Raw genomic sequence first — 25245 nt, 5'->3', positions numbered from 1 at the left:
ACCACTCCCAGGAGGGCACATCAGTTCAGCAAGCGATTTGTGATCTGCTTCACCATGCCGCTGCGCTGAAGCTGCAGCAACTCCACATCGATCGGAGTCCTTAGCGCATTATCGACCGGCAGCACAAATCCATAGGTCTGCGTGGCCAACGCAAAGGGGGCCATTTTGAAGGGTGCCTCTGGATTTTGTTGGAGGTAGTAGCGCATCGGAGCCGCGTCGAACAAGACCGCATCCACGTCACCGGCGGCGAGCAAGGCGATGGCTTTGGGGAGCGTGTCGGCCTGCTTCGGTTGTGCTCCGTACAACCTCGCCCAGGTTTCACTCGTGGTGCCAACCACCACAGCGACAGACTTATCGCGCAGATCCGATCGCTCGCGAATGGTTGATGGCTCCAGTTTCGAGAGCGAAACAGTGAAGGCAGACGCCAATCCAGCAGTGATGGATGACAGAGCCAGCAACGACATCAACATCCAAACGCCGGCAATCGTTCTGCCGGTTCTGGAGGTGGGAGCACGATCGCCATAGCCGACGGTGGTCAAGGTCACCAACGCGAACCACATGCCGTTGCCAACGCCTTTGAAATAAGGGCGAGGGAAATGTTCCGAATTGCGCCGTCGTTCAGCCAACCAGATCAGGTTCCCTACTACGAACAGCAGCACCATCAATCCACCCAGGGAGGAGAGCGCAGCCCAACCAAAAAAAGGACTGAAACGCGACCACAAGCTGGGGGGCCGCATGGGGATCATCAGACCCTCCTCCCCATGAAAATACGGTTGAGTGAAATCGATTTTTGGATTGGCGAGACGATCGGGAGTGATACTGATCGGCCCAATGGCCAGATCAACATCGCCCTGGCCCACCGCTTCGATATTGGCCTTGGAGTTGGGTTGAGGCACGTAGACGAAGGGGCGATCAAGACGGCTGGCTGTTTCCTCCCAGATCTGAATGCTGATGCCCTCCAAACCATCCGAGTCTGAAATCACAAAAGGAGCAGACCCGCTCACGCCCACCCTGATCACCTGAGGCGCCGCTAGGGACGGAGCTGACCATCCCAACAGGGCAACCAGAAGCCATGACACTCTTGAAATCACCGTCATCGGATTCAGCCGTTTTGCTCAAGCCGCTTAACGATCACCCCCATCGCAACCAGGGAACCCAGCAGAGCCAGCAACAAGGCGAGAGTCATCGACAGTTCAACAAACGATGGATGTAACACCGACATTGCCATCTCTTGTGCAGCGAAGCCATGCCAACCCTTCACAGCGGTGAAGGTTTCCAAGCAGTCCGAAAAAATCGCTGCAGAATGAAAAGCGGTTGGAACTTCACTCTCCGCATTGTCCGTCCGGCATGCCACTGACCCTGCTGAGCAGAGCCGGAACACGCAAGTTCCACAAGCCATCGCCCCTGGCGAGAGCTACCACTGGAGCTGGAACGCCGAAGAACTCATACTTCTTGGCCAGAAAGCGCTCTGGAGGCCCGCAGGAGGTGAGCTGTTCGTTGCTGACTTGCATCTCGGCAAAGCCGAGGTGTTTCAGGCCTGCGGGATTCCGCTACCCAGCGACGGTGATCAAGCAACCTTTGGGCGACTGGAAGCGCTCTGCGCGACGTGGCAGCCCACGCGCCTTATCATCCTCGGCGATTTGATCCATGGTCGCCTGGGGTTGACCGAACGCCTGCGGACGGACCTTCAGACCCTCGACCAACGCTTGAACACCAACGTTGTGCTGGTGGGTGGAAACCATGACCGGAGCTTGCCGAGTAGAGAACGCATCCAGCAGCGATCCTTCAGGGTTGGAGACCTTTGGCTGAGCCATGAACCCGAACCGCCAGGCGACGGCGAGCCAGGGCTGAATCTCTGCGGTCACGTTCACCCCGTCGCCATCGTTCGCCAAGGCCCCGATTACCTGCGATTGCCCTGCTTCGCCTATGAGGCATCCCATGAACGGCTGTTGCTGCCTGCCTTTGGCGCCTTAACAGGAGGCCATGATTGCGGTCAGGTGGATCGCAAATGGTTGGTGGCGGAGGATCGGGTGATGGCCTGGCAGGACCCCTCGCCACCATCGCGTCGACGCAGGTGGGCCCAATGAACCGCTCTCGCTCCACGGCGGTGGCCCCCAGAAGCAAGCAGAGGCGCCAGCAGCGCCGCAAGACCAGGCGTAGCCATTGGATGCGCTGGCAACGACACTGGCTGATTTTGGGAGTCCCTGTCGCAGCCTTTGCAACCTTGGTGTTTTTGGCCCCACGAGAGCCAGACCCTGCAGACCAGTACTCGAGACAGCATCAAGCCAAAGACGTTGCACTTGGATCGTTTCGTTACCAGCCGAATGAGGAGGTGTACGCCTTGGATTTCGATCCGCGCAACGTGCGGTTTGGGCTGCTGGAGGGATGGGATCGCGAGCAGGAGGCGTTTGCCGACGACGCTGCACTGGCTTTCGTCTCCGGTCCGATGTACGAGCGGCACATCGATGCGAGAGGGCAGGAGATCACCGTCCCCTTGGGTGATCTGAAGTTTGGCCGCCGGCTCTGGCGCGGGAGGAACCGCACAGCATCACGCCAGCGGGCGTTCATCGGAATCCGGCGCAATGGCTCAGTCGATTTCGGCTACGGGGAGTTGAACCAAGACCGCATGACGACCTACGACACCTTCGTGGGTGGTTTGCACAGCATCTACAACGACTTGGAGGCTCCGCCCAGCAACTACAAAGGGGCCTACAGCATCAGCATGGGCCAGCGCATCCGGTACTACCTGCCAAGGATCCGGATGGTCTATGGACTGCGCCGGGATGGGCGCCTGGAAATGCTGATGAGCCGGGATGGGCTCACCCTCGAACAAACCAAAGCCCTCGCTCGACGACGTGGCCTTGTGGCGGCCTACATGCCTGACCATGCCTCCAAAAGCCGTTTGATCATTCCAGGGGTGAAGGGATTCACCGAGGAGGATGCCAACTGGATCAGTGGTGGAGCGACCAGCTTCGTGCACGTTCCCTATCTGCTGCGACTCAGTGAACGTCGCCAGCCTCTTCAAGGAAGCCTGATCAGCACGTTGTCCCAACAGGAGCAGAACCAGGCCGGGTGTGATGGACCACTCAACTGCAGCCGATGGGCCGGACACCAACTGATGGACCGCGCTCTGGCAGGACTGAACCGGGTGATCGAAATGGGACTGGAGCCGATAGCCCGGGTGCTCTGGTCTCCCAAACGCACACCACTGAATCCAGACCCAACCCCGCCGCAGTCGCTGGGCCGCACCGAGCGCACCCCAATTCCCGAGCCACCGACCACCGCAGACCCACGGCTGCTCCTCGAGCAAAACGAGAGACCTGATGAGGTGCTGAGTGATGGGCTTGACCCTTTGCTGCCACCGATGGAACAGGGACTGCAACCGGATCTACCGCCACCGATCCTGCTGGAACCAGACGCTCACCTTGCTGATCGAACCATGGACGGTGATCTCGAGCCAGCCGTCATCCCCATAGACAGGACGATGCACCCGCATCCCCCCGCGCCGCCTCCGCTGCCACTACCACAACCTTGAATGTCCAAACGCGTTGCCTAAGCGAGACATTGGCCACAATTTACTTTTATAAAATGTAAAAAAATATACCTCTCTAGCAGTGAATTTCGATCCATCACAAGCGGTTGATTGATGCACAACAAGAGCCGTAGATCTTTTCAAGATCGAGATCATCACCGTGGCTTTTGTTAGTCGTGTCTGCCAAACCTCCAAAGGTTCCACCATTGATGCCATCGGACAGGGGCAGTACCGCGTCTGCAACGAACGCTGTGGATGCACGGTGAAGACAGGGCTTTGGGCTGCCTATGAAGCGCTCCGAGAGCTGGAGCAACGCACCGTTCACTGATTCAGACACCAAGCAGTGCCCTTCAAGGCAACCAACACCCGAATGGGACCAAGCCTTGATGAATCGCAATCAGTCACGATCTGCTGGCAGATCAAGCTTCACCGCAGAAACAATCCATTGCAATCGTCGGTTGGAGGTGTCTGAAAGCAGATCGTCTCCGGCGACCAGTACCCCACGGCAGGGAAACGAAGTCCCTGGCGTCGTGCTTCAGCATCCACCGCCGCAACACCCTTGGCCGTTACCAACACGTGCCCAGGCACCTCCACTTGATCAAGAAAATCTTGCTCCGGCATTTCCTTTTGAGGAGCCGCTGCCAAAGGCAGCGAACAAAGGGTGACGGCTGTTGCACAGGCCATGGGGAGCACAGAGCGGAATGACATCAAGTCCGACACAGCGAAATCAGTGCAGAGAGTTCAGTGAAAGCCAATCGGTGAATGCAACTGCTGAGCTTCAACCGAGACTTCATCCTGCCCATGGATAAACGGCTCAACCAAACCATGCCCGTTGCCCTCGCCTCGGGAACGGCCAAGGTGACTTGGTTGATTTCAGACTGATCAACGTTCGCCATCAGCATTAAACCGATGGCTTAGCGCTCAATCTCAAGCCTGCGTTGAAGCGAGGGCCCGCACAACGTCGCCACGGGTCAACACCCCGACAGGGCAACGTTGCGCATCCACCACGATTAAACGCTGGGTGCCTTTCTCATGCAGCATTGAGGCCGCTTTCGGCAACGGGAGGCTGATCGCACAACTGTGACTGTCCCGTCGCATCAGATCACCAACGGTGTTGCCCAGCACCTGATGCACTTGGCGATCCCAATTAAGGGGATTGCGCAGATAGATGACGCTGTCGAGCAACATCACATAAGGGCCGGCGTCCACACCGCTCTCGCGCACCATCAGATCCTGTTCGGTGAGCTCTCCGATCAGGGCGCCCGTGCCGTCGATCACGGGCAAACCGCTGACGTGATGGTCACTGAGCAGCGTGACCGCATCCTGAAGGGGCGTCTCAGCAGTCACCGTCAGCACCGGAGCGGACATCACTTCCCCGACCGTCTGCTGAAGCACCATGGGATCTGAACAACTGAATGCATTCTGAGCCTTGGTCTCTCCCTGGCGACGGTGGGCCGACCGCTTCACCCTGATCCGCGCCGTTCTCGGTGCTCCCCTGCTGTTGCTGCTCTCGTCAGAGCAGTTCGCCCTGGCATGGCTTTTGCTGCTGTTTGGTGCCTTCACTGACTGGGCGGACGGCTGGATGGCGCGTCGTGCCGATGGTGGCAGCAGCTGGGGAGCACGCCTTGACCCTCTGGCCGACAAGTTGATGATCAGCGCACCGCTGATCTGGCTAGCGGCCACTGAACAGCTGCAGGTTTGGTCGGTCTGGCTGCTGTTGGCACGCGAATTGCTGATCTCGGGATGGCGAGCGGGCAGCTCAAGCGGCGCTCCTGCCTCGTGGCTTGGGAAATGGAAAACCACCCTTCAATTTCTCAGCCTGTTCCTGATGCTGTGGCCCAAGAGCTGGGGCTCGGCCCAGTTCACAGAGATCATCCATGCGCTGGGCTGGTGGTTGTTCTGGCCCGGACTGGGCCTCGCGCTTTGGTCGGCTTTGGCTTACCTCAAGCCCCAATCAACGCAGCATCAGCGCTGAAATCAGGATCAGCACTGGGGGTCAACGCGTAGTCCCTGCTGTAGCTGTCGGCCATGCACGCTGCTGCATCAAACCTGGGCGTCCAGGCCAGTTCGCGTTCAACCCGAGTGATGTCCGTCAGGAAATGACTCAATCTCAGAGGGAAAGCCTTGCGGGCTTTGGGATCCAGCCCACTGGGGTCAAAGCAGCGAAGATCCAACCTGTCCACGTCACGGCCACAGGCGACAGCCGCCGCGTGGATCAAGCCTCGGAAGGTAATGCCCTGTTTCGAGGAACAGTTGTAGATGCGATTGCAGGCAGCATCCACCTCGAGGCTGCGGGCCATCGCTTCAGCAAGATCCTCCACATGACCGATCTGGGTGATCGTGGTTCCATCGCCAGGCAGAGGGATCGGCCTGTTGTGAACGATCCGATCAAAGAACCATCGCTCCACCGGGTTGTAGTTGCCAGGACCAACGATGTAAGTAGGGCGGAAGCTCGTGAAGGGAACCCCCTCGCGCATCAGCCATGTTTCGGTTTCTCCCTTGCCGGCGTGCCGGCTGGCCGGATCGAGAGGGCTGTCCTCAGTCAGAGGCCAGACATCACTTCCCGAATACACACCCGCTGAGCTGACATACAGAAAACGATGGGCCGGCACGCCGGTGCGTTCCAGCACGCGTTGGCTGTCATGCAACGTGCGTCCTGAACTGTCGACGATCACATCGAAATGACGGCCCTTGAGTTGATCGAGAGCTGGATCGTCTCCGCGATCACCGTTCACCGCCTCAACCCCTTCAGGCACAGGCTGCCGACCTCGGGTGAACACGGTGAGCTGGTGCCCCTGATGCAGCAAACGGCTCACCAGAGGCTTCCCAACGAAACGGGTTCCTCCCATCAACAGGATTTGCACGGTCAGCCAATCAGAACGGGGGGTATTGAAGCGTGCTCGCCTCACCCATGCAGGATGGGAAGCAGTCCAACCCCTCGACCATGCAGATCATTCCCGCCATTGACCTGCTGGGAGGTTCCTGCGTTCGATTGCATCAAGGGGACTACGACCAGGTCACCCGTTTCAGTGACGATCCCGTTGCCCAGGCCCTGAGCTGGCAGGCTCAAGGGGCGGAGCGACTTCATCTGGTGGACTTGGACGGGGCCCGCAGTGGAGAGCCAACCAATGATGCGGCGATTCGAGCGATCACAGAAGCTCTCACCATCCCGGTGCAGCTTGGGGGTGGTGTGCGTTCGGCAGAACGCGCTGAAGACCTGCTCCAATGCGGATTGGAGCGCGTCATCCTGGGCACCGTTGCCCTGGAAAAACCCGAATTGGTTGTGGAGCTGGCGGACCGCCATCCCGGTCGGGTGATCGTGGGCATCGATGCCCGACACGGCAAGGTCGCCACCCGGGGTTGGCTGGAAGACAGTGACACCGAAGCCACTGCCTTGGCTGCACGGTTCAGCGAATCGGCAATTGCCGCCATCATCAGCACCGACATCAGCACGGATGGAACGCTGGCAGGCCCCAACCTCACATCGTTGCGGGACATGGCCAAGGCCAGCGCGGTGCCGGTAATTGCCTCGGGAGGCGTTGGCTGCATGGCCGATCTGCTCGCTCTTCTGGCGCTGGAACCGCTAGGCGTGGAGGGTGTGATCGTGGGCCGCGCGCTCTACGACGGCCGTGTGGATCTCAAGGAGGCGTTAATGGCACTAGGCAACGGACGCATTCAGGATCCGCCGGCCGGTGTCATGGCCGATCTGGCCTGAACTCTGAACGTCGTCTTCACTTGACGTCGGTTTAACCTGAAGTCGTTACGACGACTGCCGTGGAGTCGCCAGCCCAGTCACCCCTGATCCAGGGCGCCGGAGGCGAAGGCACCTTGCAGGATGCGTTCGACCGCTGTCGGCACTTGGGCATGCGCCTTAGCCGTCAGCGGCGAATGGTGCTGGATCTCCTCTGGACGGAAGCCAGTCATCTCAGTGCACGGGACATCTTCGAACGACTCAATCAACAAGGGCGAAAAATCGGACATACGTCCGTGTATCAGAACCTCGAGGCCCTGCAGACCGCTGGTGTGATCGAGTGCCTCGACCGTGCCAACGGGCGCCTATACGGCTATCGCAGCGATCCCCACAGCCACCTCACCTGCCTGGAGAGTGGCGCGATTGAGGATCTTGATGTTGAGCTTCCAGAGGCGCTGCTGAAGCAGATCGAACGGCGGACCGGTTATCGGATCGAGTCCTACACCCTTCAACTCAACGGACGTCCGAATTTGCCACTGGAGGATCAGGCTTAAGGCCGTTACCTTGCGCGCATAGGCGCAGTTCCAAGTCACCGTGAACGACCAGGTCCGGGAGATTCTTCTGTTCGCTCCCGAGCTCCTCGGTGAATCGCTGGCAGCTGAATTACCCACGGAAAACTGTCCCTGGCAGCTGAAACGATCGGCCGACGAACTCTCAGGCCATCCAGCCCTCGTGATTTGGTGTTTGCCCAGTGATCCCACGATGGTGATCGTTCAGCGGGAGATTCTGCAGTTACAGCAACGCTGGGCTCCCGCACCCCTGCTGCTGGTTCTCCCGGCCGACTTCCGTAATGACCCTGCAGAACTCCTCGCTCTGAACTGCGATGGAATTGTTCAGGACCCCGATCTGCAGTCGTTAAGGGAGGCCGTGCAGACGGTGCTCTCCGGAGGACGTGTGCTGCGCTTCCGTGCCGGCTCACCTGATGCACCGATACAGGATCAGCCTCTCGGCTTAGCGCAGGGACTGTTATTCAGTGGACTGCGGCAGATCGGACACGATCTGCAGGTCATGGAAGCCCTTCTCGATCCGCCCCCTAACGATGTCGTCCTGCAGCTCCTTCTGGAAGGGCGATGCCGGGAGCTGCGTGCAGCCAGAAATCTGTTGTTGTGGCTTTGGGGCCCCTTGCAAATGGGCTTAGCGGATGCCGTCCCCTTGCGCGCCAACAGCGAAACCCTTGACCTCACCCTCAGCGAACGCCAACCGAGCGCCGTTTGGAATGCCATCCAACAGCGCATTGAAGCAGCCATCGGGAATGGTCTGAGCAACAGCACCGGCCAACTGCTCGCCATTGAAGGACTCAACCCCGAACGTCGTCGCGACCTACTGTTGACGCTGCTGAAGCAGCTGCATGAAGTGCTGCTTCGCCTACGCCACGATGATCTGGCCAGCACCCGGGATTGCAAAGCTCTCAGTGAGCGATGGCAGTCCCTGCAAATCGAAGTGAAGCAACAAGCGCTGCGCAGCGTGGCCGGGAGTTACGTGAGGATTCCTCTTGGTGAGGATCTGGTCCCAGTTGCCGATCAGCTGCTGCAGCGCACGAATCTTGAGCAGATGGATGACGAACTCCCTGACCCCCAGTCGATGCTGGCGTCGTTAGTCCTGGATCAACCCGTCTTGGTGGAGGGCCAGTTGCTGCCCTCCGATGACCCCAGGGCATTGATGCAACTGGAAACTCTGATCAGCAACTGGCTAGTGCGCACCGCTGAAATGATCGGCTCTGAACTGCTTGGGGTCTGTGGCGATTGGCCGGAGCTCCGTCGTTACTTGCTTCAGCAGGATCTGCTCTCCACCAGGGAACTCGAACGGTTGCGCAATCAGCTGAACAGCCAGTCGCGCTGGGAAGACTGGATCGAGCGACCAATCCGGCTTTATGAAAGCCGCCGCTTGCTGTTTCAGCTCAAGTTTGGACGGATTGAACCGCTCTTGCTCACCGAACCACGTGATCAAGAGCTCAGACAGCTGCGTTGGTGGCAGCAGCAGGTGGCATTGCTCGTGGAAGCACGCGACGCCATTGCTCCACAGGTGCAGGCCTTGGTCCGTCGCATCGGCGATCTGATGGTCGTGCTTCTCACCCAGGTCGTCGGCCGCGCCATTGGCCTGATCGGCCGTGGGATTGCCCAGGGCATGGGACGCACCCTTGGGCGCAGTTAAGACACTTTCAATGTTCTGAGACGTTGCACGTCAGAATGCAGCGCTGGTTTCCGGATCCATGATCACGTTCGTGCTGCGTTTCACCGTTGCGGTGCTGTCTTTTTGCCTGATGGTGCTGCCGGTGCAGGCCGCACGCGACACGGACAGCTACGACGGCAACATCTTCGCGCTGTATGCCGGCAATGGATCTCTGGTCCCCCCCGCGATCACGCTGGCCGAATCCCAGGCAGCAGGGCGCACCAGCGTCATCGTCTACTACCTCGATGACAGCAGCACGAGCAAAGCATTCTCCGGCGCGGTCTCAGAACTGCAACGGGTGTGGGGAAACAGCGTTGACCTCTTGCCTTTGACGACCGACGCTTTGCAGGGACGGTCGACCAGCGATCCCAGCGACCCTGCCCATTACTGGAAGGGCACCATTCCTCAGGTGGTTGTGATCGATGGTGCGGGCAAGCTGCACCTCGACGCCGATGGCCAGGTTGCTCTGGAAAGGATCAATGCAGCAGTGAGTGAAGCCACAGGTCTTCCCGCTCCAACACAGGGAAGCATCAGCATGAGTTTCAACGAACTCAACACAGAGGTGATCTCCCGCTGATCCCACCTCAGGGACGCTTTACGCTGCGCGCCATCAAGTTCGGCTGCAAGACAGCGTTGCCATGTACGTTCTGCCCCTGATCCTTCTGCTCTTAGGACTCAGCGTGCTGTGGATCGAAGCGAGGCACCGACTGAGGCCCTCCTCTCCCCTCACGCTGCGCCAGATGGACTGGAGCGTGAGCAAGGCCAGCGGCAACCTTGAACTCTCCGGTTGGTTGGAAATCGCCAACCCGCATCAACGGATGGAGATCTTTGTCCCTGAATTGGAGGTCAAACCGGTGTTGATCGGTAACGACGATCTCAGCGACATCGTGATCAGTACCAGGGTCACGCCCCATCACCCGGACGAAGAAAGTCGACCGGACGGTTACTGGCCCGCTTACATCGTTAAGGGGCACAAGCGCACAAGCGTTCAGGTCAACGTCAGCCTCAGCTGCCGCGATGGCGGCGATGTGTCGAGCCGGGTCGATACCGTCTGGATGGACGTGCACTGGATGAACTATGGCCCGTTCGGCCGTCTGTCTCGCCGCGAAGGTGCGGTGGTTCCTCTGCGTCGGCCTGCAGCGCTGCATCAGGAGAACGCAACCTTCCGTTCCGGCGATGGCTGTTCAGTGCTCCCGCTAAAAACCCATCTGCTCGGACCGCTCGACAACACCATCGATGTGTTGCGTCACTACGCCGGCGAGCTTGTGCAATCCGGAGACATCCTCACCATCGGTGAAACGCCAGTTGCTGTGATCCAAGGGCGTTACACCCATCCATGCATGGTGCACCCCAGCTGGATTGCCAGGCTGCTCTGCCGGGTATTTCACCCCACTAGCAGTCTGGCGACAGCCTGCGGCCTACAAACGCTGATCGATCAGGTGGGACCGACTCGGGTCATCCTGGCCTGGTCGATCGGCCTGGCCCTCAAGCTGATCGGACTCAAAGGCTGGTTTTATCGCCTGGCGGGAGATCAGGCACGCCTGATTGACGACATCACTGGCACCACACCTCCCTATGACCAAACGATCGTGCTCGGTCCGCAGGCTCCCAAGCAGCTCTGCGATGAGGCTGCGGCATCCCTTGGTGTCTCCGTGGCCATCGTTGATGTGAACGACCTGGGCCGCGTGAAGGTGCTGGCCTCCAGCGCAGGCTGTGATGAGGAGCTGTTGGATCGGGCTTTGCGACCGAACCCAGCCGGCAACGCCAATGAGCGCACTCCGCTGGTGTTGGTGCGACCCGCCTGAATCTCAGCGAACGAAAGTCAGCGATACATTGAAAGGGTGGTTGAGAGCTGCCGTGGTGCCGACAGCGGGATACCGACTCCGGGTCGAGTCCCTCAAAACCAGCCATCTGGCGCAACTGCCCAACGCGCAGCCAGCTCCTTACGGACTGAACCCCAACAGTCTGCAGGGTTTGATTGTTCAATCCTGGTTCAGTCGTTTTGATGATTGGTTGCCTGAACCTCTCAATGCCCGTCTCACACGCGCTCTGGCCTTGATTGAATCCGGCGCTGAGTCAGTCGACAGAGTCGAAGCGCTGGCGTTGATGCGATCAGGCAACCGTCGTCAGACCTGCTGGCATCTCGATTTGCTGGCGTTAGCATCCCCGCGTCACTTCAGCCGCCACCAGGGCTTGAGGCTGCTGATCCAAGAAGCCCTCAATGACCAGACCGCTCGCAACCACAGCTGGTTGGTGCGATGCGATTCACAGGACAGGCCACTACTGGATGTGCTGCGGGAGATGGGCTTCCAGCCACTCCGCCGTTCCCGGATCTGGAACCCACCGATCGCTGAGGCCGAGGACGTCGCGGATCCGACCCCAGCGGCCCCGCTGCCTGCAAGTCTCGTCTGGTGCGACCTCACCCGAAACAACGTTCGGCAACTTCTCGCCCTGGAACAGGCCAGCATCAGCCCCCATCACCGGCAGATTCTTGATCGTCATTGGAACGACCTGCTGGATTTGCGCGGAGGAGGCTCCAAGTTGCTAGTGGCCGATCGCGATGGGAGCCGCCAGGTCATCGCAGGACTGATTCAACGGCCCTGGGGAATGGATGCTCCCCGACTGGAACTGATGCGTGGCCTGGCATGGGATGAGCGCATTGGAGCAGCCATGCCCACTGCTCTTGAGCATCTCCAACAACAGCGACCGACGCCGTCGTTGCTGGTGGCGGAGGACGATCAGACGCTTGGCGGGGTACTCGACGGCCTGGGTTGGAGGCCTGGCAGCCTCGAGGTCATGTTGGGACGCAGCGTGTGGCGACGGGTGAGCCAACGCAATCTTGGGGGCATTCGCCCGCTGCAATCGATGCTTGGACGTCTTCAGCCCCAACATCCACCCCTACCAACGCCCAGCCTGGCGCCCCGGCGGTGAGCGTGAGCCCAGAACCACGATCCGTTCTGAGCTTGGATGTCGGCCGGAAAAGAATCGGCCTGGCCGGTTGCGATGCCCTGGGACTGACGGTGACGCCAATCGCGGCGCTTCGCCGTGGGGCGTTCGAAGACGATCGAGAACAGATCACCCGACTTTGCAATCAGCGTCGGGTATCAGCCTTGGTGGTCGGGCTTCCACTCGATGACCGGGGCGAACCAACGGTGCAAGCTCGACACTGCAGGCGCTATGGACTGCGACTGGCCCAAACCCTCGCCTTACCGCTGGCATTTGTGAATGAACACAGCAGCAGCTGGGCTGCCGGGGAACGCCACCAGCTGCATGGTGATCGCAGCGGGCGGCTCGACAGTGCTGCTGCAGCCCTGCTGCTGGAACAGTGGTTGGTGGAGGGTCCAGAACCACAACCAATCGAGGCTGCGCCTGTCCAGCGTGGCGAGAAGGATGCTGATGCAGGATCCTGGTCTGAAACCACCCCAGCGCCATGAGCTCCAGCGGACCTGCCTCCAGCGGCGAGGTGCCCACCGTTCTCGTCAAGGACCGCGAAGGGCGCGATCTTCTCTGCTTCCTTGAGCAGCTGATTCCCCTTGACGGCACCGACTACGCCTTGCTGACTCCGGTGGATACACCGGTCTGCTTGTTTCGCTTGCGTGATGGGGACGATCCGGAACTGGTCGACAGCATTACCAGCAGCGAACCGATCCTCTCGGTTGCCGATGTGGTGCTGCAGGAGCACGATCTCACCCTCGTGCGATCCGCCGTCACCCTCACTGTGAGCGGCGAACTGGATGAGCCGGATCCTGAAGATCTCGAAGACGAGGATAGTGACGATGAATCGGAAACCTATGAGCTGCTGGTGAGCTTCCTCGTCGATGAGCAGGAGTACGGGCTTTACATCCCTCTGGATCCGTTCTTTGTGGTCGCTCGCATGGACGACGGTTCCGCGGTGTTGGTGGAAGGCGAAGATTTCGATCGGATCCAACCCCGCATCGAAGCCGAACTCGACGATCGTGAGCTGTCTGAGTGATGCACCGTCACTGGCTGCGACCTGACTGGGACCCAGGGCTCACCCTGGCCCACCTACCCCTTGAACCCCTGCTGGGCCGCGGGATCCGGGTGATGCTGCTGGATGTCGATCGCACCTTGCTGCCCGGTCGTGATGTGGAACTTCCCGATGCCATGCAGCGCTGGGTGAATGACGCCTCACGGCACCTGCACCTTCACCTGATCAGCAACAACCCATCCCGAGCAAGGGTTCAGGCCGTTGCGCAACAGATGAAGGTGTCCTTCACCTGCGCGGCATCCAAACCGCGTCGCGGGGCGATTGTTCAGGTCATGAACCAGCTGTCTCATCCGCCGGCGCAGATCGCCATGGTGGGTGATCGTGTGCTGACGGACGTTCTGGTCGGCAACCGTCTTGGTCTCTACACCGTGCTGGTGCGACCACCACAACTGGATGGCTCACCCTGCAGCAACGACCGCGTGCAGCAGTTCGAGCGTCGCCTCGCCCGTTGGCTCGGTGCAGGAGGCCGATGACGCTCCGAGTCGTGAAAATTGGCACCAGCTTGCTGCGAGAGCGCCCTGGCGCGTCCACGGCTGAAGCGATTTCCACGCTTTCAGCCAGCCTGGCTGAATGCATCTCCGCGGGAGACCGCCTTGTGCTCGTCTCATCCGGGGCCGTCGGTTTGGGGTGCCAACGGCTTGGCATGGAGCGTCGCCCCGTGAACTTGACGGGTCTTCAGGCTGCAGCTGCAATCGGCCAGGGTTATCTGATGAGTCTTTATGAGGAGGCTCTCGCCCGCCATTCGATTCCAGTGGCCCAAGTGTTGCTGACCCGGGCTGATTTGGCAGACCGACGCCGCTATCGCAGTGCCTCGGCAACGCTCCATCAGCTACTGGAATGGGGTGTTCTCCCCATCGTCAATGAGAACGACACAGTGTCATCCGTGGAACTGCGGTTCGGCGACAACGACACCCTCTCAGCGCTGGTCGCAGCAGCGATTGGAGCCGATGATCTGATCCTCTTAACCGATGTGGCCAGTCTCTATTCAGCTGATCCGCGCAACGATGCGGATGCCCAACCGATCACCGACGTGATCCACCCATCCCAGATCGATGCGCTTGAAAAGGGCGCCGGAGATGGCGGCCAGTGGGGAACCGGTGGCATGACCACCAAACTGGCTGCGGCCCGGATCGCCACAGCCAGTGGCATCACTGTTCGCCTGGGTGATGGCCGGCAACCCGATGCGCTGCAAGCGATGCTCCGGGGTGGACGTGGAGGAACCGTGTTTCACCCACATCCGCAGCCACTTGGCAACCGCAAAAGTTGGTTGGCCCACGCCCTTCGACCCAGTGGTGTGCTGACCCTTGATGACGGTGCATGCCGTGCACTAACGGAGAAAGGTGCATCGCTGCTCTTGGTAGGCATCTCAGACCTGGAAGGGGAGTTCGATGCCAACCAGGCCGTGCGTCTCGTCAATGCCGCTGGCGAGGAGGTAGCCCGGGGGCTCAGCTCCATGGACAGCGCGAAGATCAGGGATCAGCTGGCCAAGGCAACCAGCGACACCAGCCACCAAGGCGGCGCCCCTGTGGTGGTTCATCGCGACGCGATGGTGCTAATGACGCCTACGATCCGCCCGTCAGCGTCTTGATTCCATGCGCTTCAGCCAGTTGGTCGCCACCCTCAAGCAGGGCGAAGCTGGGGTTCTGGATGCCGCTACCGGTCATGACCCGGAGCTGCGCGGTGCCGCATCACTCGACCGCGCCCAAGCCGATCAGCTCAGCTTCCTGGAGCAGGGGAATGCCCTGATCAGCAGCCTGGAGACCAGTGCCGTCGGAGCGGTTCTGATTCCCGACCAAGCGGATCTGAAGTCGTTAGCTGAACAACGCGGTCTGGCCTGGGTGGTTTGCCGTGACCCCCGACTGGCTTTCGCAGAATCTCTCGAACAACTGCATCCCCATCCGACACCAGCTTCTGGAATTCACCCCAGCGCTGTGATCGCCGATCGCGTGCAGCTTGGCGCCGGAGTGAGCATCGCCGCCCATGTCTGCATCGGCGACGACACGCGCATCGGATCCCGCACCGTCATTCACCCGGGCGTGGTGATCTACGGGGATGTGGAGATTGGAGACGGTTGCGAACTTCACGCCAATGCTGTTCTGCATCCCGGCAGCCGCGTCGGCGATCACTGTGTGGTCTATTCCAATGCCGTGGTCGGGTCTGAGGGCTTCGGCTTTGTGCCAACGGCCAAGGGATGGCGAAAGATGCCGCAAACGGGGCTGGTGGTGCTGGAAGACGGCGTTGAAGTGGGATGTGGCAGCACCATTGACCGTCCTTCGGTCGGCGAGACACGCATCGGTGCCGGCACCAAGATTGACAACCTGGTGCAAATCGGACATGGCGTTGAAACCGGTCGCGGCTGTGCCCTGGCCTCCCAGGTGGGCATCGCCGGTGGTGCCCAGCTGGGGAACGGCGTGATCCTGGCCGGCCAGGTGGGGGTTGCCAACCGCGCCCGCATTGGCGACCGCGCCATCGCCAGCTCCAAGAGCGGCATCCATGGCGAAGTGGCTGCAGGAGAAGTGGTCAGCGGCTATCCAGCCATTCCCAATCGTCTTTGGCTGCGCTGTTCAGCAGCGTTCGCCAAACTTCCCGATCTGAATAAACAACTGCGGGAACTCAGGAAGGAGATCAGCGCCTTGAAGAGCGAGGCCCAACCGCCTCAGTAACCTCGCAGGCTGCACCTGCATTTCTGAGATTCCATGCGTCAGCATCGCGTCGTCCTCCTGCCTGGTGACGGCATCGGACCGGAAATCACAGCGGTGGCCCGCCGACTTCTGGATGCGGTGAGCCAGCGCCACGGATTCACCCTCAGCTTTGTGGAGCATCCGATGGGGGGTGCAGCGATTGATGCCACCGGGGAGCCACTTCCTGACAGCACACTGGCCGCCTGCCGCGCGGCAGACGCTGTGCTCCTGGCGGCCATTGGCAGCCCACGGTTTGACACTCTCCCCAGAGAGAAACGTCCGGAAAGCGGACTGCTGGCCCTGCGAGCGGGCATGGAACTGTTTGCCAATCTGCGGCCGGTAAAAATCGTTCCCGCCTTGATCGATGCCAGCACGCTGCGCCCGGAGGTGATCGAAGGCGTGGATCTGATGGTGGTGCGTGAATTGACCGGTGGGATCTACTTCGGACAGCCGAAAGGTCGGGTTGAAGCCGATGGGGAAGAGCGCGGTTTCAACACGATGACCTACGCGAGCTCCGAAGTGGATCGCATCGCCAAAGTGGCCTTTGACCTGGCCAAGGAACGACGGGGGCAGCTGTGTTCGGTTGACAAGGCCAATGTGCTGGATGTGAGCCAGTTGTGGCGTGATCGAGTCAACAGGATGGCCCCGCAATACAACGATGTGAACGTCAGCCATATGTATGTCGACAACGCGGCCATGCAGCTGGTGCGCGCTCCACGTCAGTTCGATGTTCTGCTCACAGGCAATCTCTTCGGCGACATCCTGAGCGACGAGGCGGCCATGCTCACGGGCTCCATCGGCATGTTGCCGTCTGCGTCCCTCGGCTCCGATGGTCCTGGATTGTTCGAACCGGTGCACGGCTCTGCCCCAGACATCGCGGGTCAAGACAAAGCCAACCCAATGGCCATGGTGCTGTCTGCAGCCATGATGCTGCGCATCGGCCTGAAGGAGGCCGAGGCAGCCACTGCCCTTGAACAGGCCGTCGACCAAGTGCTGGCCTCGGGCTTCCGGACCGGAGACCTGATGGCGGATGGATGCACCGCGCTTGGCTGCGCAGCCATGGGTGAAGCACTGGTGAAGGCTCTGGGCTCGTAACAGCCATTACAGACGCCGGCCCCACGCCATGTGAAGCGGGCCGGCGACCTGGCAAACTCGCCTGGTTCCGTCTCTCTGCGTCGATGTCGAAACGCCATCCAGTTGTCGCCGTTACTGGTTCTTCCGGCGCCGGTACCAGCACCGTGAAACGGGCTTTCGAGCACATCTTCGCTCGCGAGAACATCACGCCCGCGGTGGTCGAAGGCGACAGCTACCACCGCTTCGAGCGGATGGCCATGAAAGAAGCCATGGCTGACGCTCTTGCCAAAGGTGAAAACTTCTCCCATTTCGGCCCCGAGGCGAACCTCTTCGACAAGCTCGAGGAGCTGTTCCGCATCTATGGCGAGACTGGTGGTGGGCAGAAACGTTATTACCTGCACAGCGTTGAAGAGGCTGCTGAGCACAACGCACGTTTGGGTGTGAATCTCGAGCCCGGCCAATTCACCCCTTGGGAAGAGATCCCCAGCGGCACCGATGTGCTGTTCTACGAAGGGCTGCATGGTGGTGTGAAGGGCGATGGCTACGACGTGGCGGCCCTCGCCGACTTGCTGGTGGGTGTGGTGCCCATCACCAACCTCGAATGGATTCAGAAGATCCATCGCGACAACGCTGAACGTGGCTACTCAGCGGAAGCGATCGTGGACACGATCCTGCGTCGCATGCCGGATTACATCAACCACATCTGCCCGCAGTTCAGTCAGACCGACATCAACTTCCAGCGGGTGCCCACGGTGGACACCTCCAATCCCTTCATCTGCAGGAACATCCCATCTCCTGACGAGAGCTTCGTGATCATCCACTTCCGCAAGGGAGCACGCGAAAAGTGGGGCATTGATTTCAACTATCTGCTGAGCATGATTCACGACTCCTTCATGTCCAGCCCCACCAGCATCGTTGTGAATGGCGGAAAGATGGGCTTCGCCATGGAACTGATCCTCACTCCGATTATTCACCGCATGATCGAAGAGAAAAACAAGTTGGCTTGATCAACAGGCCTGATCACAAACGGAAAACGGATCTATCGTGGGCTCATCTGATCATTCAGGTGGGCCTATTTCTTTGTCACCACCCTCCTTCGTGATTGCGGGAGCCGGCGGCAACGCCAGCCTTACCCCACGCTGGGATCGGGTGGATAGCCGCAAACTGATTGCACTGGCCCGAAAAATTTATTTTCAACATCTCAGTGAATCGGGCCACTCCATCGACCCCTGCGGCGTCGTGGTGAACATTCATCTCAGCGATGGCCGCGCGGTGTTTGAGGCACCAACCCTGCTTCCCGATGAACAGTTCATCAGTGCCGATCTGATCGGACGTCGCCTGAGGCGCCCCCGACAACTGAAGGACCGGCTGCGGGGAGCTGGCATGTGAACGCAACGCTTGTGCTGACCCTGCTTCTGGGCGGTGCCTGTGTGGGGAGCTTCATCAATGTGGTCGTCTGGCGTTTGCCCCGAGAGGAATCGGTGGTGTGGCCCGGCAGTCACTGCCCCCACTGCGGCCATCACGTTCGCTGGCACGACAATCTGCCGGTTCTGGGATGGATGATTCTGCGAGGACGCTGCCGCGATTGCCATCAGCCCATTGCCGTCCGTTACCCGCTAGTCGAGGCACTCACTGCGGGCGTCTGGCTGAGCGCCGGCTGGGCCATTGGTCTGGATGCACCCAGTGCAGGGGGACTCTCAGCGATCTTGAGCCTGGGCACCGGCGTGGTGCTGGCGAGCCTGCTGTTGCCTCTGGTGCTCATCGATATCGATCACCTCTGGCTGCCGGAGCCGCTTTGCCGCACTGGCGTGATTCTCGGCTGGCTGGCCACGGCGTTGATGGTGGCGTCCACTGCACTGCCCACATCCACTCTGCTCCATCACCTGATCGCAGCAGCGGCAGGCTTGGTCATTCTTGAATCCCTGAGTGCCCTGGCTGAGCGCCTGGTTGGCCAACCGGCCCTGGGGCTTGGTGACGCCAAGCTTGCCGCAATGGCTGGGGCTTGGCTTGGCCTTGCAGGGCTTGGCATGGCCATGGGCATTGCCGTGATGACGGGCGCGCTGTTTGGCAGCATCGGGCGAATCAGCGGTCGCTTGAAGCCGAAACAGCCTTTTCCTTTTGGTCCGTTCATCGCCTTAGGCATCTGGTTGGTCTGGCTGACGGGTCCTCAATGGTGGTGGCAACACTGGCTCAACTTTCTTCAGGTCTGACGACGTGCCAGTTCTGATTGCCAATCATCTGAACTAAGCCTTGGTTTTGTGCTGTTGGATACCACTTGTCGCAAGACCCGTAAGATGAAGTGAGGTTCTTGCCTTCCACTGGGCTGGATCGATCTTCCGACCATGAACAGGTGGACGCTGGCCAAGACCTCCTGCGATCACTGAGTTCGCAGTCCACGCGTGAGGAGTGAAAGGCCTTGAGTCTGTTCGACTGGTTCGCTGACCGCCGCAAAGGTCAGTCCGTGGTCAAGGTCAACCAAGAACCGGAAGACGGCGACGGGCTGTGGAGCAAATGTCCTGAATGCGGTCAGGTGGTGTACCGCAAGGATCTGTTGGCAAATGCCAGCGTGTGCAGCAACTGCGGCCACCACCACCGCATTTTCAGTGCGGAACGCATTGCGGTGATTGCCGATGAAGGCAGTTTCGAACCCCTGGATGAAGGACTCTCACCCACTGACCCACTGGGCTTCAAGGACCGCCGTGCCTACGCCGACCGTCTCAGAGAAACACAAGCCGGAACGGGGTTGCGCGATGGTGTGATCACTGGCTTGTGCCGGGTCAATGACATTCCCATGGCTCTGGCGGTAATGGATTTCCGCTTCATGGGCGGATCCATGGGGTCGGTCGTGGGCGAGAAGATCACACGCTTGATCGAGGCCGCCACTGCCAAACGTCTCCCGCTGATGATCGTGTGTGCCTCCGGTGGAGCCCGCATGCAGGAAGGCATGCTCAGCCTGATGCAGATGGCGAAGATTTCAGGAGCTCTTGAACGTCATCGTGAAGCCGGCGTTCTTTACATGCCTCTGCTGACTCATCCCACCACTGGTGGCGTGACCGCCAGTTTCGCCATGCTCGGCGATCTCATCTTGGCCGAACCGAAGGCCTTGATTGGTTTCGCAGGCCGCCGGGTGATCGAGCAAACGCTGCGGGAGAAGCTCCCTGACAATTTTCAGACAGCTGAGTATCTCCAGGAGCATGGATTCGTCGACACGATTGTTCCGCGAACACAGCTGAAAACCACCCTGACCTCGTTGCTCAAGCTCCACGGTTGTCGACCTGCCGTGACCGCTCAGCCGTGATCGATCCCGTGCTCCATCCACTCCGTCGCCTGTTGCTCTGGGCGCTGATTCCCCTGCTGCTCACCATTCAGGCGTCGCCGGCTCTGGCAGGCCCAGTGGATTGGCGAGAAGTTCCCTCCACCAGCGACGGACAGCAATGGTGGGATGCGGGAAGCGTGCGACGCACCCGCGATGACACTCTCAGCGTTCTGAGTCGCTACAGCCTCCGCACCGAGGACGACTCACCTGCTCTTGGCACCCTCGTGGTGATGGAGATCGACTGCGATCAAACGCTCTATCGCGACATCCAAAAAAATGGTCTGCCCCGGTTTCGCGCTGAGTGGGAAGCACCCGCCAATGATGATCTGATTAGCGAAGTGATCCAGGCGGTCTGCAGCTCCGGCCTGGCCTGACCCGCACGTCCACGACACAGCACCCACGTTCACCATGCCTCTCAGCCCGTCATCCAGCGCTCCCATCGGGGTGGCGATCGCCGGGCTTGGCTTCGGCGAAGCCGTTCACCTGCCCGCACTGGCCGCCAATCCCGCTCTTGAAGCCGTGGCCCTGTGGCATCCACGCCAGGAACGCCTGGATGCAGCCTGTGCCAGTTCAGGACTCAAGGGTCACACCGACTGGGATGCGCTACTGGCGGATCCAGCCGTTGACGCGGTGATCATCGCCACACCACCGCAGCCACGTCATCCGCTGGCTCTGCAAGCCCTGCAAGCGGGAAAGCACCTGCTGCTGGAGAAGCCTGTGGCGCTGAATGCTCAACAGGTGGCGGAGCTTCAACGGGAAGCAATCCAGCGCCGATTCAGCGTTGCCGTCGATTTCGAATATCGCGCGGTCCCTCTTTTCCAACAGGCGGCACGCCTGCTTCAGAACGGAGCGGTGGGAACACCGTGGTTGGTAAAGATGGATTGGCTGATGAGCAGCCGAGCCAATCCCAATCGCGCCTGGAGCTGGTACTCCCAGGCTGATCAGGGTGGTGGCGTGATCGGAGCCCTGGGCACCCATGCCTTCGACACCCTGGCTTGGTTGGTCGGACCGGTTCAACAGCTACAGACCATCACGCGCACAGCCATCGCTGAGCGACCGGATGCCCAAGGCCACTTGCGACCCGTCGATGCCGATGACATTGCACTGATCAATGCCGAACTGGCCACCCATCAGGGCGGAACGGTGGCGGCCCAGATTGCCTTGGCATCCGTGGCACGCAATGGTCGTGGTTGCTGGCTCGAGATCTATGGATCCGAGGGAACTCTCGTGCTCGGCAGTGACAACCAGAAGGATTACGTCCACGGTTTCTCGCTCACCCTGCATCGCGACGGCGAATCGACACGCAGCATCCAGGCTGATGAAGATCTCCGTTTTGCCACGACATGGAGCGACGGACGCATCGCTCCTGTCTCCCGACTGCAGGGCTGGTGGGCGGAAAGCATCGCTGGCGGCACGCCGATGGTTCCGGGCCTGGCCGAAGGCCTGAGCAGCCAGCAGGCCTGTGATCAAGCCCTGAAGGTATCAACAGCCACGCGCTGAAGTGCCATTCAAGCAGCGAGGAGCAAAACAAAGCTCTTGAATCGATCCTGACTGGATTCGTGTCATGAGAAAGATTGTCGCCTCACTGACTGCACTGTTTGTTGCGACGGCCTGCTCTTCGACTGCAACGGAGGATGAGACCCAGTTCCCATCGGGTGAGTCAGTCAGCGTGGCGATGTCTGAGGGTGAGCGCCGAAATGCTGAATTCCTTGATCGACTGTCGAGCAATCAACTACTCAACGAGTTGAAACGAGGTGGTTATGTGATTTACTTCCGCCACGCCACTACTCAAAGGGATTATGCCGACCAGGCAGATCCCAGCCTTGACTTGAACGACTGCTCAACACAACGCAAGCTCAGCATTGAGGGGATTGAAGAGGCACAAACCATTGGCCTAGCGTTTGCCAAGAAAGAGATTCCAGTTGGAACTGTCATTACAAGCCAGTACTGCCGAGCCTGGAAAACGGCCAACTTGGCCTTTGGACGCGTTGACAAAAAAGATGATCGATTGAATTTTCTTCCTTTTGAGAACTACACCGATCAACAAATGATGTTAATGAAAACAAGAGTGATGCCGCTGCTCAGCGACTTGCCAGCGGATGACTTCAACACTGTGATCGTCGGTCACGATGATCTTTTTGAAGCTGCCACAGGCATCTACCCAGAACCTCAAGGCATCGCTTACGTCTTAAAACCCGATGGGAAAGGTTCGTTCACACTGGTGTCAAACATGCTCCCCAAGGAATGGAATGAACTCTGAAGTGGCCTACAGGTCTCTTGGGAAGCCGACAAAGAGCCAAGCCAACGAAAAAATGTTGCATCTACATCGCTACAAATCGCACATTGATCCGTAAACAGCCCAACCAATGAACCCAAAGAAGCAAGGAGAATTCTGTCGTAACGCGTCAATTGAATGGCACTGTCCGATTACGCCTCTGAGCTGATTTCCACGGCCAATTCTCTCGCATCTCCTGGCAAAGGAATACTTGCTGTTGATGAATCCACGAAAACAATCGGCAAGCGACTCGGTTCTATTGGTGTTGAGAACACTGAAGCCAATCGACAGGCCTATCGGGGGATGCTGTTCACCACACCTGGCCTAGGAGAGTTCATCAGTGGCGCCATTTTGTTTGAGGAAACACTCTTCCAGAACCATCTCGATGGCGACTCGATGGTCAGCAAACTTTGCAGGCTCGGCATCATTCCCGGTATCAAAGTTGATAAAGGACTAAGACCCCTCGCTGGTGCTGGAGCTGTAGAGACACTCTGCACTGGACTTGATGGGCTCATTGAGCGCGCTGCCGACTACTACGCACAGGGGGCGCGTTTTGCCAAATGGCGTGCGGTACTCCAGATCACCTCTGACGGAGGGCCGACAGCCCTGGCGGTAAGAGAAAACGCCTGGGGTCTAGCCCGTTACGCCCGATCAGTTCAGGAATCAGGACTGGTTCCGATCGTGGAGCCCGAGATCCTGATGGACGGAAACCACAGCATCGAGACCACTGCACGCATTCAGGAACATGTGATTCAAGAGGTGTACAACGCCTGTCAGGCCAACGGGGTTCTGCTGGAGGGAACACTGCTGAAGCCATCGATGACGGTTCCAGGAGCCGACTGCAGTACACAGAGCGATCCGGCCCAGGTCGCTGCCATGACGGTACGCACACTGGAACGCAGTGTTCCCGCCAGTGTTCCAGGCATCGTCTTCCTCTCTGGCGGACTCAGCGAAGAAGCAGCTTCGGTGTATCTGAACCAAATGAACACCATCGAGCGCAAAGCCAAGTGGAATCTTGGCTTCTCCTATGGCCGTGCCCTTCAGCACTCGTGCTTGAAGGGGTGGGGAGGTACCAATATTGAAGCGGGTCAAAAGGCGCTGCTTGCTCGCGCTCAAGCGAACTCTGAGGCATCACTGGGCCGATACGTCCCTGGCTCTCAACCATCGTCCGACGAGCAGCTTTTTGTAAGCGGCTACACCTATTAACCAGCTTTCAAAAGCTGCCTCGTGCTTTAAGGCATTGTTTAACGTGACATATTGAGCAACTCACAGGTAAAGTCCCAGCTCTACGGACCTTGAGTCCGCTAGGGCCCTCTTTTGGACTTTTTCTATGGCGCTCGTTCCGCTTCGGCTTCTGCTTGATCACGCCGCCGAAAACGGCTACGGCATTCCTGCGTTCAACGTGAACAACCTCGAGCAGGTGCAGGCGATCATGGAAGCGGCTGATGAGACCGACAGCCCCGTGATCCTGCAGGCGTCCCGCGGTGCTCGCAGCTACGCCGGTGAAATCTTCCTGCGTCACCTGATCCTGGCCGCAACCGAGACCTATCCCCACATCCCCGTGGTGATGCACCAGGACCACGGCAACGCTCCTGACACTTGCTATTCCGCTGCTATCAACGGCTTCACCTCCGTGATGATGGATGGCTCCCTCGAAGCTGACGCCAAGACGCCCGCCAGCTACGAGTACAACGTCAACGTCACCAAGCAGGTTGTGGACTTCGCTCACTCCGTGGGTGTGAGCGTTGAAGGTGAGCTGGGTTGCCTGGGTTCCCTGGAGACCGGCAAGGGCGAGGCTGAGGACGGCCACGGTTTCGAAGGTGAGCTGTCCAAGGACATGCTGCTGACTGACCCCGCTGAGGCTGCTGATTTCGTCGCCAAGACCAAGTGCGACGCCCTGGCCATCGCCATCGGCACCAGCCACGGCGCTTACAAGTTCACTCGCAAGCCCACCGGTGAAGTGCTGGCCATCAGCCGTATCGCTGAAATTCACAAGGCCATCCCCAACACCCACCTGGTGATGCATGGCTCCTCCTCCGTTCCCCAGGAATGGCTGGAGATGATCAACAAGCACGGTGGTGCCATCCCCGAAACCTACGGCGTTCCCGTCGAAGAGATTCAGGAAGGCATCCGCAACGGAGTGCGCAAGGTGAACATCGACACCGACAACCGTCTGGCCTTTACCGCCGCTGTGCGCGAAGCAGCCATGGCTGATCCTGCCAACTTCGACCCTCGCCACTTCAACAAGCCGGCGCGGAAATACATGAAGCAGGTCTGCCTCGACCGCTATCAGCAGTTCTGGGCCGCTGGTAATGCCAGCAAGATTCAACAGCAGAGCATCACTTACTACGCCGGCCTCTACGCCAAGGGTGCACTGGATCCCAAGGCTGCTGTTGCTGCCTGATTACCAGGACCCAACAAGTGATTCATATGGGGGC

General features: G+C 59.6%; 30 protein-coding genes. 25 read left to right on the top strand and 5 right to left on the bottom strand.

Annotated features, from left to right (window positions below; all coding sequences use genetic code 11):
* Positions 1–20: 20 nt before the first annotated feature.
* Positions 21–1097 carry a transporter substrate-binding domain-containing protein gene (locus SynA1825c_RS07180; RefSeq protein WP_186468693.1) on the bottom strand — a complete coding sequence of 359 codons (1077 nt, stop codon included), beginning with the start codon at positions 1095–1097 and terminating at the stop codon, positions 21–23.
* A gap of 5 nt (positions 1098–1102) precedes the next feature.
* A complete protein-coding gene (locus SynA1825c_RS07175) occupies positions 1103–1279 on the bottom strand; it encodes a hypothetical protein (protein ID WP_186468692.1) in 177 nt (58 codons plus the stop codon).
* Between the two features lie 55 nt (positions 1280–1334).
* Between SynA1825c_RS07175 and pdeM the strand changes: the two genes are divergently transcribed.
* From pdeM to SynA1825c_RS07160, 3 genes are all read left to right on the top strand, one after another.
* Positions 1335–2087 carry a ligase-associated DNA damage response endonuclease PdeM gene (gene pdeM / locus SynA1825c_RS07170; protein WP_255478300.1) on the top strand — a complete coding sequence of 251 codons (753 nt, stop codon included), beginning with the start codon at positions 1335–1337 and terminating at the stop codon, positions 2085–2087.
* A complete protein-coding gene (locus SynA1825c_RS07165) occupies positions 2084–3535 on the top strand; it encodes a hypothetical protein (protein ID WP_255476865.1) in 1452 nt (483 codons plus the stop codon). Before pdeM ends, SynA1825c_RS07165 begins: the two co-directional genes overlap by 4 nt.
* A 157-nt stretch (positions 3536–3692) precedes the next feature.
* Positions 3693–3860, top strand: coding sequence for a hypothetical protein (locus SynA1825c_RS07160; RefSeq protein ID WP_186468691.1), 168 nt, complete (start codon positions 3693–3695; stop codon positions 3858–3860).
* A gap of 98 nt (positions 3861–3958) precedes the next feature.
* Here the strand turns inward: SynA1825c_RS07160 and SynA1825c_RS07155 are convergent, their stop codons facing one another.
* Both SynA1825c_RS07155 and SynA1825c_RS07150 read right to left on the bottom strand, forming a co-directional pair.
* Entirely contained in the window at positions 3959–4240 is a 282-nt protein-coding gene (locus tag SynA1825c_RS07155) for a hypothetical protein (protein WP_186468690.1), read from the bottom strand.
* A 219-nt stretch (positions 4241–4459) separates the two neighbouring features.
* On the bottom strand, positions 4460–4930 hold the full coding sequence (locus SynA1825c_RS07150) for a CBS domain-containing protein (protein WP_186468689.1): 471 nt from the start codon (positions 4928–4930) through the stop codon (positions 4460–4462).
* A 31-nt stretch (positions 4931–4961) separates the two neighbouring features.
* On the opposite strand from SynA1825c_RS07150, the gene pgsA reads away from it, so the two are divergent.
* A complete protein-coding gene (pgsA, locus tag SynA1825c_RS07145) occupies positions 4962–5507 on the top strand; it encodes a CDP-diacylglycerol--glycerol-3-phosphate 3-phosphatidyltransferase (protein ID WP_186468688.1) in 546 nt (181 codons plus the stop codon).
* On the opposite strand, the gene SynA1825c_RS07140 is transcribed toward pgsA, so the two are convergent.
* Positions 5476–6396: an NAD-dependent epimerase/dehydratase family protein gene (locus SynA1825c_RS07140; protein WP_255478299.1), complete on the bottom strand. Its 921-nt coding sequence runs from the start codon at positions 6394–6396 to the stop codon at positions 5476–5478. The two genes, pgsA and SynA1825c_RS07140, sit on opposite strands and share 32 nt — an antisense overlap.
* 80 nt (positions 6397–6476) lie before the next feature.
* Here SynA1825c_RS07140 and hisA point away from each other — a divergent pair, with 80 nt between their 5' ends.
* From hisA to fba, 21 genes are all read left to right on the top strand, one after another.
* Positions 6477–7247 carry a 1-(5-phosphoribosyl)-5-[(5-phosphoribosylamino)methylideneamino]imidazole-4-carboxamide isomerase gene (gene hisA / locus SynA1825c_RS07135; RefSeq protein WP_186471081.1) on the top strand — a complete coding sequence of 257 codons (771 nt, stop codon included), beginning with the start codon at positions 6477–6479 and terminating at the stop codon, positions 7245–7247.
* Between the two features lie 149 nt (positions 7248–7396).
* Complete coding sequence (locus tag SynA1825c_RS07130) at positions 7397–7777, top strand: Fur family transcriptional regulator (RefSeq protein ID WP_186471080.1); 381 nt, start codon at positions 7397–7399, stop codon at positions 7775–7777.
* Between the two features lie 40 nt (positions 7778–7817).
* Positions 7818–9434 (top strand): DUF3685 domain-containing protein, encoded by a 1617-nt coding sequence (locus SynA1825c_RS07125; protein ID WP_186468687.1) that lies wholly within the window; start codon positions 7818–7820, stop codon positions 9432–9434.
* 58 nt (positions 9435–9492) lie between these two features.
* Positions 9493–10029: a thylakoid membrane photosystem I accumulation factor gene (locus tag SynA1825c_RS07120; RefSeq protein WP_186468686.1), complete on the top strand. Its 537-nt coding sequence runs from the start codon at positions 9493–9495 to the stop codon at positions 10027–10029.
* A 61-nt stretch (positions 10030–10090) separates the two neighbouring features.
* The gene (locus SynA1825c_RS07115; RefSeq protein WP_186468685.1) at positions 10091–11257 is read left to right on the top strand and encodes a F420-0:Gamma-glutamyl ligase; all 1167 of its coding nucleotides are present in this window, start codon (positions 10091–10093) and stop codon (positions 11255–11257) included.
* A 52-nt stretch (positions 11258–11309) separates the two neighbouring features.
* A complete protein-coding gene (locus SynA1825c_RS07110; RefSeq protein ID WP_186468684.1) occupies positions 11310–12383 on the top strand; it encodes a hypothetical protein in 1074 nt (357 codons plus the stop codon).
* Between the two features lie 26 nt (positions 12384–12409).
* A complete protein-coding gene (ruvX, locus tag SynA1825c_RS07105; RefSeq protein WP_370523221.1) occupies positions 12410–12886 on the top strand; it encodes a Holliday junction resolvase RuvX in 477 nt (158 codons plus the stop codon).
* Positions 12883–13425: a DUF3727 domain-containing protein gene (locus SynA1825c_RS07100; protein WP_186468682.1), complete on the top strand. Its 543-nt coding sequence runs from the start codon at positions 12883–12885 to the stop codon at positions 13423–13425. Before ruvX ends, SynA1825c_RS07100 begins: the two co-directional genes overlap by 4 nt.
* On the top strand, positions 13425–13934 hold the full coding sequence (locus SynA1825c_RS07095; RefSeq protein WP_186468681.1) for a YqeG family HAD IIIA-type phosphatase: 510 nt from the start codon (positions 13425–13427) through the stop codon (positions 13932–13934). The genes SynA1825c_RS07100 and SynA1825c_RS07095 overlap by 1 nt, the downstream gene beginning before the upstream one ends.
* Complete coding sequence (proB, locus tag SynA1825c_RS07090; RefSeq protein ID WP_186468680.1) at positions 13931–15049, top strand: glutamate 5-kinase; 1119 nt, start codon at positions 13931–13933, stop codon at positions 15047–15049. The genes SynA1825c_RS07095 and proB overlap by 4 nt, the downstream gene beginning before the upstream one ends.
* 4 nt (positions 15050–15053) lie before the next feature.
* Positions 15054–16124 (top strand): UDP-3-O-(3-hydroxymyristoyl)glucosamine N-acyltransferase, encoded by a 1071-nt coding sequence (lpxD, locus tag SynA1825c_RS07085; protein WP_186468679.1) that lies wholly within the window; start codon positions 15054–15056, stop codon positions 16122–16124.
* A 33-nt stretch (positions 16125–16157) separates the two neighbouring features.
* Positions 16158–17237, top strand: coding sequence for a 3-isopropylmalate dehydrogenase (leuB, locus tag SynA1825c_RS07080; protein WP_186468678.1), 1080 nt, complete (start codon positions 16158–16160; stop codon positions 17235–17237).
* 83 nt (positions 17238–17320) lie between these two features.
* Positions 17321–18223, top strand: a complete 903-nt coding sequence (locus SynA1825c_RS07075) for a phosphoribulokinase (protein WP_186468677.1) — start codon at positions 17321–17323, stop codon at positions 18221–18223.
* A 73-nt stretch (positions 18224–18296) separates the two neighbouring features.
* Complete coding sequence (locus tag SynA1825c_RS07070; protein WP_186468676.1) at positions 18297–18605, top strand: hypothetical protein; 309 nt, start codon at positions 18297–18299, stop codon at positions 18603–18605.
* Positions 18602–19426, top strand: a complete 825-nt coding sequence (locus SynA1825c_RS07065) for an A24 family peptidase (protein WP_186468675.1) — start codon at positions 18602–18604, stop codon at positions 19424–19426. The genes SynA1825c_RS07070 and SynA1825c_RS07065 overlap by 4 nt, the downstream gene beginning before the upstream one ends.
* 206 nt (positions 19427–19632) lie before the next feature.
* Positions 19633–20514, top strand: coding sequence for an acetyl-CoA carboxylase, carboxyltransferase subunit beta (gene accD, locus SynA1825c_RS07060; protein ID WP_186468674.1), 882 nt, complete (start codon positions 19633–19635; stop codon positions 20512–20514).
* Between the two features lie 29 nt (positions 20515–20543).
* Positions 20544–20906 carry a hypothetical protein gene (locus SynA1825c_RS07055; protein ID WP_186471079.1) on the top strand — a complete coding sequence of 121 codons (363 nt, stop codon included), beginning with the start codon at positions 20544–20546 and terminating at the stop codon, positions 20904–20906.
* A gap of 34 nt (positions 20907–20940) precedes the next feature.
* Complete coding sequence (locus tag SynA1825c_RS07050) at positions 20941–22032, top strand: Gfo/Idh/MocA family protein (protein ID WP_186468673.1); 1092 nt, start codon at positions 20941–20943, stop codon at positions 22030–22032.
* 64 nt (positions 22033–22096) lie between these two features.
* Positions 22097–22792: a histidine phosphatase family protein gene (locus SynA1825c_RS07045; RefSeq protein ID WP_186468672.1), complete on the top strand. Its 696-nt coding sequence runs from the start codon at positions 22097–22099 to the stop codon at positions 22790–22792.
* A 153-nt stretch (positions 22793–22945) separates the two neighbouring features.
* Positions 22946–24013, top strand: coding sequence for a class I fructose-bisphosphate aldolase (locus tag SynA1825c_RS07040; protein ID WP_186468671.1), 1068 nt, complete (start codon positions 22946–22948; stop codon positions 24011–24013).
* A 124-nt stretch (positions 24014–24137) separates the two neighbouring features.
* The gene (gene fba / locus SynA1825c_RS07035) at positions 24138–25211 is read left to right on the top strand and encodes a class II fructose-bisphosphate aldolase (protein ID WP_186468670.1); all 1074 of its coding nucleotides are present in this window, start codon (positions 24138–24140) and stop codon (positions 25209–25211) included.
* The last annotated feature ends 34 nt before the right edge of the window (positions 25212–25245 follow it).

Origin of the sequence: Synechococcus sp. A18-25c (genome assembly GCF_014280035.1) — a bacterium.
Taxonomy (GTDB): domain Bacteria; phylum Cyanobacteriota; class Cyanobacteriia; order PCC-6307; family Cyanobiaceae; genus Synechococcus_C.
Note: the sequence above shows the minus strand (reverse complement) of the source record. Positions and strands in the feature narration are given on the sequence as shown.